Raw genomic sequence first — 11,750 nt, forward strand, 5'->3', positions numbered from 1 at the left:
GCCTAGACCCTCCGCTCAGTAGGCGGCGCCGCTGCGGCGCTGGTGCACGGCTGTCGTGGCGGCCGGATCCAGCAGGTCGCCGCTGAGGGCCTCGGCGTAGAGCAGCCAGTGGTCGCCGCATTCCATCCGCTGGCTCACCCGGGCCTCCAGCCAGGCCAGGGCCTCCGGCAGCAGGGGCTGGCCGCCGGGACTGGTCTCCAGATTCAGCCCCGCCAGCCGATCGGCCCCGGGCGGGAAGGGCTGCAGAAACCGCTTCATCGGGCCGCTTTCGCGCCCGGAGGCCAGCACGTTGAGGGAGAAGGCGTCCCCCACGTGCAGCAGGCTTTCGATCGCCCGGTCCTTGGCCACGGCCACGGTGAAGCCGGGGGGGCTGAAGCTGGCCTGGCTCACCCAGCTGGCCACCATCGCCCCACCGATGGCGTCGGCGCCGTCCCCCTTGCGGGCCAGCACCACGCACAGGGACCCCACCACCCGGCCGAGGGCCTGGATCGCCGGGTTGGTGCGACTCTCGCTGAGGCCGCCGATGCTGCTGCGCCGCTGGGTCTGGCGATGCTGCTGGCGCAGGCGCCGGCCCAGGGCGGTGCCCGTCTCCTCCAGGGTCCGCAGGGTGGCCAGATCCGGACTGAACTTCACCCGGATCGGCTCGAAGGCGAACTGGAAGCCGCCGTCGCGGAGCTTGGCTTCGAGCAGGTCGATGGCTTCGCCGCTCCAGCCGAAGCTGCCGAACACCCCCACCGGCTTGGCCCGATCCCCCTCGGCCAGCACGGTGCCGAGAGCCGAGACGATCGGCGTGGGGGCATGGCCCCCGAGGGTGGGGGAGCCGATCAGCAGGGCGTCGCAGGAGTGGATCGCCTCCAGCAGCTGCTCGGCGGGCGCGAATTCGCAGTTGATGCTCTCGACACGCACGCCGCTGCGCGCCACCCCCTGGGAGAGGGCGTCGGCGATGGCGGCGGTGTTGCCGTAGGCGCTCGCGTACAGCAGGGCCACCGACAGGCTGGCTTTCTCCTGGCTCTCCCCCCAGCGGCGGTAATCGGCCAGCAGGCTGCGCCAGCTCTGGGCGATGGCCGGGCCATGGCCCGGCGCGATGGTGCGGATCGGCAGTTCGTCGAGTCGGTCGACCACCGTCTCCACCTGGCGGGCCATCGGCGCCATCAGGCAGTCGTAGTAGTAGCGGCGGTCCTCCTCGGTGCTGGTGCGGTTCGCCTCGGCGAAGTCCTCGGTGCAGAGGTGGGCGGCAAAGAACTTGCCGCTCATCAGCAGCCCCGTGGTGGCCTCGAAGGCGATCAGGCCGCCGGGCCAGCGGGGGGTGGGGGTGGGCAGCAGGGTCAGGACATGGCCGTCGGCGAGGGTGCGGCTTGTCTCCTGCTTGACCACCTCGATCGTCGGCAGGGGCACGGCGTCGGTGGGGGCGGCGGCCTCACCCGGCGGGCCGGGTCGCTGCTGGGACCAGAGTTCGGCGAGCACCTGGGCGCCGGGATTGGAGGCCACCAGCACCGTGGCGGGCCAGCCCGTCGCCAGCTGCTTCAGCAGGGCGACCCGGTTGGGGTTGACGTGGCTCACCACCACCTTGAGGGGCGCGTCGGCCGGTACAAGCAGGGCCAGCTGCTCCAGGAACGGGGCGGCGAAGGAGGCCCCCGGAGGATGGATCAGCACCGGGGCGCCGCCGGAGGCGGCCTGCTGGAACAGGAAGCTGTTGGCGGTGGTGCCCCGCTCGAGGCCGTACTCGACTTCGAAGCGCAGGCGCCTGGGGCTGAGGCCGCGCAGGCAGAGCAGGCCGGGTTCGACCGGCAGGGTGATGACGCGCCGATCCGAGGTGGATGGGGTGGCGGCGGATGGGGAGGTGGTCATCAGTAGTGGTTGCCCACCTTGCGGTGATGCACGGCCGTGGCGGCGGTGGTGTCGGCCACATTGCCCTCCTCCACCACCGCGTAGATGATCCAGTGGTCGGGGCCTTCCATGCGCTGGGTCACCCGGCAGCCCAGGTAGGCCAGGGCATCCCCCAGGACAGGACCGCCGACGGCCACGCCATCGAGCACGTTCACGCCGGCGAAGCGGTCGGCCCCCGGCGGGAAACGGCGCAGGAAGTGGCGCAGCAAGGGCTGGTGGTTGTCCTCCCGCAGGACGTTGAGCACGAAACGGTCGTCCACCTGCATCAGGGCCTCGATGGCCCGGTCCTTGGCGACCGCCACCGTGATCCCCGGCGGATCGAAGCTGGCCTGGCTGACCCAGCTGGCCACCATGGCGCCGCTGCGGCTGCCGGCGTCGTCGTCCTGGCGGGCCGTGACGATGTACAGGCCGCCGCTGAGGCGCCCGAGGGCCTTGTCCAGGTCGCCGTCGATGGCCTTCATGGCGGCGATGGTCTTCTCCTTGGTGAGCAGCTGGCCCAGATCGGTGCCGGCCTCCTCGCAGCGCTGGTAGTCGGCGCCGCCGGGCACCTGGCGGATGCGCAGGGGCTCAAACGCCCATTTCTGCCCCAGGTTGCGCAGCTGGCCGGCCAGGGTGTCGATCGGTTCGTCGTTGCCGCCGAAGGCGTCGTAGCAGCCCACCCACTGCTTGGGATGGAGGGCGGCCAGCAGGGTGCCGATGGCCGTCTGCAGGTCGGGATCGGGGGAGGCGGGCCAGGTGGGAACCACCACGGCGCTGGCCTCACCGATCAGGGCGGCGAGCTCCTGGGGATCGGTGCCGCGCAGGTCGACGAGCTGCACCTGGCCGGAGGCCTTGCCGACGCCGCGGGCGATGGCCTGGCTGAGGCGGTCGCAGAAGCCGTACTGGCTGAGATAGCAGACGGCCGCATAGGCCTCGCCGGCGCTGCGCTGGCCGCTCCAGTCGCGGTAGTCGCCCACCCAGAGGGGCAGGTGCTCCCGCAGCAGGGGTCCGTGACCCACGGCGATCGTGTTGATCTCCGGCAGCCCCTCCATCCGCTTGAGCGCCTGCAGCACGCTGCGGGCATTGGGGGCCATCAGGCAGTCGTAGTAGAAGCGGAAGTCGGGGGCGATGGCGCCGGGGTCGACGTCGAAGAGGTCGTCGGAGCAGTAGTGGAGGCCGAAGGCATCACAGGTGAAGAGGATGCCGGTGCCGTGGTCGAAGGAGAAGATCGTGTCGGGCCAGTGCAGGTTGGGGGCACTGAGGAAGCTGAAGCGATGCGCCACACCGCTCTCGGGATGGACGCCCAGGTCGAGTTCGTCGCCGCTCTTGACCGCCCGGCTGCGGAAGGGCCGGTGCACCTGGTCCTGGAGGAACTGGATCGCCACCTTGGAGCCGACGATCTCGATGTCCGGATGGCGGTCGATCAGATCTCCGATCAGGCCGGAATGGTCCGGTTCGGTGTGGGAGACGATCAGGTGATCAATCGCCGTGGGTTCGATCAGACCCTCGAGCAGGGGAATCCAGGTGTCGCGGAACTTGGCGTGGCTGGTGTCGACCAGGGCGGTGCGCTCACCGCGCACCAGGAAAGCGTTGTAGGTGGTGCCGTTGCGCAGGCCGAACTCGATGTCGAAGCGGCTGCGGTCCCAGTCGAGGGAGCGGATCGCCGTGGTGTCGGCGGCGATCGTCTCGCACTGCAGGCTGAGGCGCGGCTCCGCCGTCTGCAGCGAGGACGGCGAGGAGGGTGGGGCGCTGGCGGTGCTGCTGCTCATCGGATCAGACTCCTTCCGCAGGCCTATGACTGTAGGCAGGGTGGTGTCCCTCCCGATGTATTCGCGCAATCGACAGGCCCCTTGCGGATCAGTGGACCTTGCGGATCAGTGGACCTTGCGGATCAGTGGACAAGGAAGAAGAAAAAATCCGTGGAGGCTTCCGAGGGGATCCTCGGAGTGGTGCTCGACCTGAGCGTGGAGGGCCTCAAGATGGCCATCGCGGCCGGACACGCTCTCTCGGTCGGTCAGCCCTGCGCCCTGGTGCTGGGTGACGGGGAGAGACCTACGACCTGAGAGGCACCGTGCGGTGGAGCGAAGCCACCAGCTGCATCTCGGTGATTGGCCTCTCCCTCGAATCCGCCCGCCGCCTCGAGGCGTGAGGGCCTCAGTCGGCCACCTTCACGCTGACCGTCGTCAGGGACTGCGCCTTGGGCGCCGTCACGGTGAGCAGCCCATCGCGGTAGTGGGCTTCGAGGGCGTCCCGCTGGATCCCGCCGGGGAAGCGGAAGCTGCGGCTCCAGGTGCCGTAGCGGAATTCGCTCAGCAGGGGAGCGGGCCGGCGGCCCTCAGGGACGGCTGCCTCGCCGTTGCCGTTCGAGGGCGCTTCGGCGGTGGCCGCGGCTGACGGCTGGGAACGGCGCTCCGCGGTGATGAGCAAGGAGCGGTCCGTGGCCTTCACGTCGATGGAGGCGCGGTCGACGCCGGGCAGTTCCAGGGCGATCGTGTAGGTGGTCTCGGTTTCGTGGATCTCGGCGGCGGGAACCCGCTCGGCCGTCTGCAGCTGTTGCTCCAGCCGGTCGAACAGATCGAAGGGGGAAGGATGAAGCGTGCGCATGGTTGGTGCTTCCGATGGGAGCGACGGGGATGGCCGGGTGAGGAACCACCCGCTCCGTCAATGTGCCCGTCTTGCCCGGGTGCTCCGAGGGGGAGAACCGACGGCTCAGGTTCGGTCCCCCGGACCGGGTTCGGCCCTTTCACCAGCGGGCGGCGGAGAACCGCCAGGGTGCTGCGGAAGCCACCACCAGTTGGCGAAGGCGGCCGCCTGGCCGCAGGGCAGGCCGCCGGGCTCCCGCAGGGTCCACAACCGGGCGTTCTCGATGCGGAAGCGGCGGCCGCCGCTGTCGATGCGGATGCCGGCGTAGCCCTCGAGGGCCTGGCGGTGCCGGGCCCGCTCCAGGGCGTGGGCGCGGCTCCGCCGTTCGGCCGGCTCAGCGGTGAGGCGGGAGGGCAGACCCACCATGGCGCTCCAGGGGCGGTGCCACAGCAGCAGCGCCGCGCGGTTGGCGTAGATCAGGCGCGGATCGGCGCTGCCGTCATGGGCCAGCACGACGGTGGCGGCCACGAACAGCTCCTGGGCCGCCTGCAGCGGTGAGCGGCCGCTCTCCACGCCGGCCAGCAGGGGCCGATCGAACGCCAGCCGGTGGCCCCGGATGAGGCGCCCGGCGGTGGCGATGGCGGAGTCGCTCAGCCAGGGGGGCGGATCAGAGGGTGGGATGGCTCCGGCCTCAGCGAGGGGGACCGTTGTCCTCGGGCATCATCATCTGCATGGCTGTGGCGAGTTCCGGTGCGGCCTGATGGCGCCGGCTGCTGAAGGTGGAGAGTAAGCGGCCGGAGAGCACGCTACGGAGCAGGGTGGGCTGGTAGGCGAAGCGCTTGCCGATCGCGGCGAAGCTGAAGAACAACAGCAGGGCGGCAATGACGTTCCTGGCCAGCTGCACGAACCAATCGTTGAGCCGCTTCATCCCCATGGCATCGGCGCTGTTCTGATAGCGCTTGATGAAGGGATTGAGGTCGTTGCTGAGCTTGGTCTTGACGACGTCCAGGGGGACGTTGAGGGTGGCGGGCAGGGCAGGGGCCTGGCCGGGCAGCAGCCGCATGGCCTTGAGGATGTCGTCGTAGGTGCGGGCGCGTTCGATCGCCCTGGTGGTGGCGATGTAGGCGTTCAGCTCCCGGGTGTCGTTGGCCCTGAACTGGCGCAGCAAGTTGATGCCGCTGTAGATCTGCAGGGGGATCAGCAACAGGAAACCGAAGGCGATCCAGAAGCTGAGGGGCCGCAGCAACGCCACACGGCGACCGATCGGTCGGGAGTCGGGATCGATCAGCCTGGCGAGCAGCAGCAGCAGCGCCCCGACCATGGCGATCGGGCCCGAGGCGAGCAGCTTGTCGCTCACGGTCTGCAGCCAGAGGGGATTGATCAGGCGCACCGGCCAGGCCGCGGCGATGATCCCCAGCAGAAACAGGACGAACAACAGGATGGCTCCCCAGTTGAGGGCGAGGGCAACCTCCTCGACGTAGCCCGCTCGAGGGTGGGCTTCCGGATGGCGATCGGCCGTGGGCAGGGTGTCGACTTTGGGGCTCATGGGGAAAGGAGGGAAAGCACCGGAGGAGCGGTTCTGGCCTCAGGCGTGGACGGGATCAGGTTTTTCGATGGGCAGGCGAATGGCCAGAGGCCAGCTATGAAAAAGCCCGGCATGGGGCCGGGCTGGAGATCCTGCAAGGCTCGGAATCAGGCCTGGTGGAAGTTGGCGGTGTTGATGCGGCGGCGCAGCTTGCGGGAGAAGCCGAAGGCGGCACCGGCACCAAGGATCGGCAGGGGGCCAGGCACTGACTCGCCAGGAGCGGGACCCACCTCGCGGATCAGCTTGTTGGTGATGGCTGCCTCGAACTGGCCGAAGTTGTCGGCGGTCTCCACGAAACCGGCCTTGGTGGCGCCATTGAGGGGGGTCACCACATTGGCCGTGAGGAAGGTGCTGGCGCTTGTGCCCACTCCCAGGCCGTTGATGATGATGTTGCTGGCGACGGCACTGGCCCTCTGCGCCTGAGCGCATTGGGACACAGTTCCACAACTGCCGGCGGTTGTGTTGCCTGCACCATCGGTGGAGATGTCGATCACCCGGCCGTTGGCGCGGGTGGTGAAGAAGTCGTTGGTGTTGATCTCATTGATCGCGTCCGCCATGCCGCAATCCACGCAGGTGACACCAGAGCCCTGGCGGGGCATGGCGCTGAGGGCGGTGATGAAGCTGCTCAAGGAGGTGCCACCGTTCACCCCGTCCGTGGTGAGATCGGTGATGTGCTGCCAGCCGATCACGGGCGGCGTGAAGGCCGTGGTGCTCCACTGGCCCACCGCGATCGCAAGGCCACCTTTGTCGAAGGTGTCGGCGATTTTCGCCTGCACGGTGGCGTTGTTGAACGCGTTGACGTAGCCGTTCCTGTAAAGATTGAAATCTCCGCCGCTGATGCTACCGGAGACGTCGAGGGAGAGGAACAGTTCCTGGAACACCTCGATGGTGCCGACGGCTTTGGCCTGCTGGGCGCCGAACAGGGTGATGGCGAAGGCCGCTGCGGCCGCTCCTCCTCGGAGCAGAGGATTGAGGGTGGTTCTCATGGCGCGGAAAGTGGGGGTCGTTGTTGTTTTCCGGATCACTGGCGACTGCCTGAAGACAGGCGGTACGCAGAGCCTCCATGAGAGTGAACGACCCATCGCCAAAATGGTGAAGGCAGCAGCGCACCAGCGGCAAAGCTGCCGCTGGTGCGCTGCAGAAGTCAGGTTCGGCTGGGCGCTGGCTTCAGATTTCGTTCTCGTTGCCGGTGGCCATGGCCCGGGCCATCGCTTGCTGGGCCATGCCGGCCCCATGGGCCTTGAGCCGCTCCAGGAAGAGATGGTTGGCCTCCGGGAAGCGGGGCTCCTCGGCCAGGGGCAGGGGGCCGGCGCCGTCGAGGCCCGATTCCCCTTCCATGGCCGGCGTGATCACCACCAGATCGGGATCGAGGGGGGCGTCGTAGCGCCACCAGCGGGCCGGTTCGGCGATGGCGGGATGGGTGGGATGGGGGGCATGCTCCACCGGGGCCACCACCCCCTCCCGGCGGCGCTTGGCCAGATCCCCCAGCAGCTGGCTGCGGGTGCGGCCCCGCAGCTGGAACAGCACGAAGGGATCCTCGCTGAAGCGATCCCCCATCAGGTAGTAGACGGCGCTGATGTGCTTGCAGGGATTCGCCTTGTCGGGGCAGCTGCACTCGCTGCGCACCTCCTGGAGCTTGAACGGGAACAGCCGCTTGCCGCTGGCGGCGAAGGCCCGCTCGATGTCGGCGGGCATGGTCCCCGCCAGCAGCTGGGCCGACCAGCGGGCCTTCTGGCTCAGGGCCTCGAGCACGTAGCCCCAGTCCTCGTCGTTGAGCACGTCGAGCCAGAGCTTCACCTTGTAGGGGTCGGGGTCGGTGCCCTGCACCCGGGCATGCACCCGCCGTCCTTCGAAACGGATCGAGACGACGTTGCCCTCGCGGGCGTAGGTCCAGGCGCGCTCCAGGCGCTTCTTGAACCGGTAGGAGTGGATCAGCTCCATCCACTGCTCCACCCACCAGGGCTGCTGCCCCAGACCCTCCTGGCCCAGCTGGGTGGTGATGGTGCCCGTGGCACCGGGGAAGGAGCTGGTCATGCTGCCGGCCGCACCGCCCCATCCTGACGCCTGCCGGTCCCCTTGCCGTAGGTTGTCCCGACGCAGGGCGTGGAGTCCTTGAATCGCATCACGTTCGGCGCCGGCGACGGTTTTCACAGTCTTTTACGGGCAAGGGTTCACGATCACTTCGAGGCCACCGGGCAGGAGCGGCGCGACGCGCCGTCCATGGTGCTCAAATCGGCCGTGATCCTGGCCTGGTTCGGCCTCACCTACGGACTGCTGGTGTTCCGGGTCGACAATGCCCCGGGGGCGATCGCCCTCTCGGCCCTACTGGGCCTGGCGATCGCCGCCATCGGCTTCAACATCCAGCACGACGGCGGCCACGGCGCCTACTCCCGCCACCGCTGGATCAACCGGGCCGCCGCCATGACCCTCGATCTGCTCGGCGGCAGCTCCCTGATCTGGGCCCACAAGCACAACGGGCTGCATCACACCTTCACCAACATCTCCGGCCACGACGACGACATCAACCTCGGGATGATCGGTCGTCTCTCCCCCCATCAGCCCCATCGCTGGTGGCATCGCTGGCAGCACCTTTATCTCTGGCCCCTCTACGGGATGCTGCCGATCAAGTGGCAGTTCTTCGACGACTTCGCCGATCTCGCCAGCCGGGGCCGCGGCGACCACTCCCTGCCCCGACTGTCCCTTGCCGACTGGGTGGTGTTCCTGGCCGGCAAAGCCATCTTCTTCTCCCTGGCCTTCGTGCTTCCCCTGCAGCGCCATTCCTTCAGCGCGGTGATCGGTTGCTACGTGGTGGCGGCGATGGTGCAGGGCGTGGTGCTGAGTGTGGTGTTCCAGCTCGCCCACTGCGTGGAGGAGGCCGATTTTCCCGCCACCGACCCCACCAGCCCGGCCATGGGCCCCTGGGCCGATCACCAGCTGGCCACCACGGTGGACTTCAGCCGTTCCAATGGCCTGCTCAGCTGGCTGCTGGGGGGGTTGAACTTTCAGGTGGAGCATCACCTGTTCCCCCACATCTGCCACGTCCACTACCCCAGCCTCTCCGCCATCGTTGAGCAGACCTGCCGGGACTGCGGCGTTCCCTTCCGCAGCCACCGCTCCTTCCTCTCCGGTGTGGCCTCCCACTACCGCTGGCTGCGCCGCATGGGCGAGGAACCTGCCGTGGCGGCGCCACCGGCCCTGCCGGTGCTGCTGCCGGTGATGGGGGAGACCGCCGGGCGCGGACGTCAGGAGGCCGCCGGGCTCTCCCGCCGCTGAGGCTGGGTTCCGCTCAGACGCCCTCCTCGAGGGCCACCAGGTCCCGGAGCTGGCCCACCTCCAGGCCACCGAGCCATTCCTCGCCGCTGCCGACGATGTCGGCCGCCAGCCGGGATTTCTCCTCGATCATGCGGTCGATCTTCTCCTCCACCGAACCGCTGGTGATGAACTTGTGCACCAGCACGCGGTTGGTCTGGCCGATCCGGTAGGCCCGGTCGGTGGCCTGGTTCTCCACGGCGGGGTTCCACCAGCGGTCGATGTGGAACACGTGGCTGGCCCGGGTGAGGTTGAGGCCGACCCCGCCCGCCTTGAGCGAAAGCAGGAACAGCTGGGGGCCGCGGGGATCCTCCTGGAAGCGGTCCACCATCGCCTGGCGGTCGGTCTTGCTGCTGCCGCCGTGCAGGAAGGGGACGTCCTGGCGCCAGCGCTGCTCCAGGTAGACCTTGAGCAGGTGGCCCCATTCGGCGAACTGGGTGAACAGCAGGGCCCGGTCGCCCGCTTCGATCACCTCCTCAAGGATCTCCTCCAGCCGCAGCAGCTTGGCGCTGCGGGCGGCGAAGCCGTTGTCGACCGCGCTCTCCTTGAGGGCCAGGGCCGGGTGGTTGCAGATCTGCTTGAGCCGGGTAAGCAGGGCGAGCACCTGCCCGTGGCGCTGGCCCAGCGGGGCGCGGGCAATGGCGTCGAGGCTGTCGTCGACGGTCTTGCGGTAGAGCTTCGTCTGCTCCGCCGACAGGCCCACCCATTCGCGCAGCTCCACCTTCTCGGGCAGGTCGGAGATGATCGAGCGGTCGGTCTTGAGGCGCCGCAGGATGAACGGCCCGACCCGGGCCTTGAGATCCCGCAGCGAACTCATGTCGCCGTAGCGTTCGATCGGCAGCCGGTAGCGCTGGCGGAAGAAGCCCTCCTCCCCCAGCACCCGCGGATTGAGGAAGTCCATCAGGGCCCAGAGCTCGCTCACCCGGTTCTCGACCGGGGTGCCGGTGAGGGCGATGCGGAAGCGGCCCTGCTTGCCCGGACGGCCCAGGTCGCGGGCCGCCTGGCTCTGCTTGGCCGCCGGGTTCTTGATCGCCTGGGCTTCATCGATCACCACCCCCTGCCAGTCGATGCTCTCCAGCAGTTCGCTGTCGCGCTGCAGCAGCCCGTAGCTGGTGAGCACCAGATCCACCCCGTCCAGGGCCTTGGCCAGCTTTTCGGGGGTGGCGGGCCGGCGCGGACCGTAGTGCTCCCGCACCTCCAGGTCCGGGGTGAAGCCCGCCGCCTCCCGCTTCCAGTTGGTGAGCACCGAGGTGGGGGCCACCAGCAGGACGGGGCGCTTCAGCTCCTGCTCCACCTTGAGGTGCTGCAGGAAGGCCAGCAGCTGCACCGTCTTGCCCAGGCCCATGTCGTCCGCCAGGCAGGCCCCTTGGTCGAAGCGGTGCAGGAAGGCCAGCCAGCCCAGGCCCCGCTCCTGGTAGGGCCGCAGCTGGCCGGCGAAGCCCTCCGGAGCCGGCAGGGGATCGGGGGCCTTCTGCTGGTGGTACTGCTCCAGGACGGCGCTCAGCCGGGGCCCCGGGACGAAGCGATGGACCGGCAGGCGCATCAGGGTGTCGCCGTCGCTGGCCGTCAGCCGCAGGGCATCGTCGAGGCTGAGGTTGGGATCGGCGGCGCAGAAGCGCGTGGCGTTTTTGTGATCGCTGGGCCGCAGCTCGATCCAGGCCCCCTTGTGCTGCACCAGGGGACTGCGCTTGGTGGAGAGGCGCTCCAGGTCCTTGAGGGTGAGCGTGACCCCGCCGATCATCAGCTCCCACTTCCACTCGAGGCTTTCCCCCAACGAGAAGCCACGGGAACGGTCCGGCAGCTCGGCCTCGATCGCCAGCCCCAGCCGGCTGGCCAGGCCGCCGCTGAGGCTGGCCGGCAGCACCACGCCCACCCCCACGTCGCGCAACTGGGTGGCGGCGGTGCGCACCAGCACGAAGGCCTCGGCGGGCGTGAGCAGCATGGTTTCCGGGGCTGCCGCATCAAGGCCCCGGCCGATCGGCTCGAACACCTGCAGGGCCCGCCCCAGGCCCTCCAGCAGCAGCTGGCCCGGCTCGGCCACGTCCACCTCCCCGAGCTGGAGCCGGCCGTCGCCCGCATTCCAGACCGTGCGCGCCGGCATCCGCAGGCTGGGATCGGCCTCCGCCTGCAGGGAGAAGCGCAGCTCCCAGAGCTCCTCGCCCTCCTCGGGGGTGAACAGTTCCAGGCAGGCCCGGGCCGGGGCCACCCGTCCCGCCACCGCCTCGCGCCAGTGGTGGGTGGCCACCGCCAGCCGCTCCCGTTCCTCCTCGTCCAGTTCGAGCCGGCCGGGGCCGGGACCCAGGGCCTTCTGCCAGGCCCCCAGCAGGGGGTCGAGCCCCGCGGCGGGGGGGCGGAAGCCGGCGCCCAGCGGGCCGTCAAGCAAGGCCCCCAGCAGGCGGGCCCTGTC

General features: G+C 69.4%; 10 protein-coding genes. 2 read left to right on the top strand and 8 right to left on the bottom strand.

What is annotated here, in order from left to right:
• Positions 1–15 precede the first annotated feature (15 nt).
• Together VB737_RS03135 and VB737_RS03140 are read right to left on the bottom strand one after the other, a co-directional pair.
• Entirely contained in the window at positions 16–1,848 is a 1,833-nt protein-coding gene (locus tag VB737_RS03135) for a diflavin flavoprotein (RefSeq protein WP_500311057.1), read from the bottom strand.
• Positions 1,848–3,635: a diflavin flavoprotein gene (locus VB737_RS03140; RefSeq protein WP_500311060.1), complete on the bottom strand. Its 1,788-nt coding sequence runs from the start codon at positions 3,633–3,635 to the stop codon at positions 1,848–1,850. The genes VB737_RS03135 and VB737_RS03140 overlap by 1 nt, the downstream gene beginning before the upstream one ends.
• Positions 3,636–3,785: 150 nt before the next feature.
• Between VB737_RS03140 and VB737_RS03145 the strand changes: the two genes are divergently transcribed.
• Positions 3,786–3,929 (top strand): hypothetical protein, encoded by a 144-nt coding sequence (locus VB737_RS03145; protein ID WP_500311062.1) that lies wholly within the window; start codon positions 3,786–3,788, stop codon positions 3,927–3,929.
• 91 nt (positions 3,930–4,020) lie between these two features.
• Here VB737_RS03145 and VB737_RS03150 read toward each other — a convergent pair whose 3' ends face one another.
• The 5 genes from VB737_RS03150 to VB737_RS03170 form a co-directional block, all read right to left on the bottom strand.
• Complete coding sequence (locus tag VB737_RS03150) at positions 4,021–4,470, bottom strand: Hsp20/alpha crystallin family protein (protein WP_500311063.1); 450 nt, start codon at positions 4,468–4,470, stop codon at positions 4,021–4,023.
• A 105-nt stretch (positions 4,471–4,575) separates the two neighbouring features.
• Positions 4,576–5,130, bottom strand: coding sequence for an MEKHLA domain-containing protein (locus VB737_RS03155; protein ID WP_500311074.1), 555 nt, complete (start codon positions 5,128–5,130; stop codon positions 4,576–4,578).
• Between the two features lie 10 nt (positions 5,131–5,140).
• On the bottom strand, positions 5,141–5,995 hold the full coding sequence (locus VB737_RS03160) for a hypothetical protein (RefSeq protein WP_500311065.1): 855 nt from the start codon (positions 5,993–5,995) through the stop codon (positions 5,141–5,143).
• Positions 5,996–6,141: 146 nt separating this feature from the next.
• Entirely contained in the window at positions 6,142–7,020 is an 879-nt protein-coding gene (locus VB737_RS03165; protein ID WP_500311067.1) for a DUF1194 domain-containing protein, read from the bottom strand.
• Positions 7,021–7,201: 181 nt separating this feature from the next.
• Positions 7,202–8,068, bottom strand: a complete 867-nt coding sequence (locus VB737_RS03170) for an SWIM zinc finger family protein (protein ID WP_500311069.1) — start codon at positions 8,066–8,068, stop codon at positions 7,202–7,204.
• Positions 8,069–8,137: 69 nt separating this feature from the next.
• Between VB737_RS03170 and VB737_RS03175 the strand changes: the two genes are divergently transcribed.
• Positions 8,138–9,307 (top strand): fatty acid desaturase family protein, encoded by a 1,170-nt coding sequence (locus VB737_RS03175; RefSeq protein ID WP_500311071.1) that lies wholly within the window; start codon positions 8,138–8,140, stop codon positions 9,305–9,307.
• A 13-nt stretch (positions 9,308–9,320) separates the two neighbouring features.
• Here VB737_RS03175 and VB737_RS03180 read toward each other — a convergent pair.
• On the bottom strand, positions 9,321–11,750 hold a 2,430-nt coding region (locus VB737_RS03180), incomplete at its 5' end, for a DEAD/DEAH box helicase (protein WP_500311072.1).

Origin of the sequence: Synechococcus sp. BA-120 BA3 (assembly GCF_034931285.1) — a bacterium.
Classification (GTDB): Bacteria; Cyanobacteriota; Cyanobacteriia; order PCC-6307; family Cyanobiaceae; genus Cyanobium.

Coding starts and splice junctions, on each gene's coding strand:
- VB737_RS03150 (WP_500311063.1), bottom strand. CDS start 4,470: ATGCGCACGCTTCATCCTTCCCCCTTCGATCTGTTCGACCGGCTGGAG.
- VB737_RS03140 (WP_500311060.1), bottom strand. CDS start 3,635: ATGAGCAGCAGCACCGCCAGCGCCCCACCCTCCTCGCCGTCCTCGCTG.
- VB737_RS03170 (WP_500311069.1), bottom strand. CDS start 8,068: ATGACCAGCTCCTTCCCCGGTGCCACGGGCACCATCACCACCCAGCTG.
- VB737_RS03160 (WP_500311065.1), bottom strand. CDS start 5,995: ATGAGCCCCAAAGTCGACACCCTGCCCACGGCCGATCGCCATCCGGAA.
- VB737_RS03165 (WP_500311067.1), bottom strand. CDS start 7,020: ATGAGAACCACCCTCAATCCTCTGCTCCGAGGAGGAGCGGCCGCAGCG.
- VB737_RS03135 (WP_500311057.1), bottom strand. CDS start 1,848: ATGACCACCTCCCCATCCGCCGCCACCCCATCCACCTCGGATCGGCGC.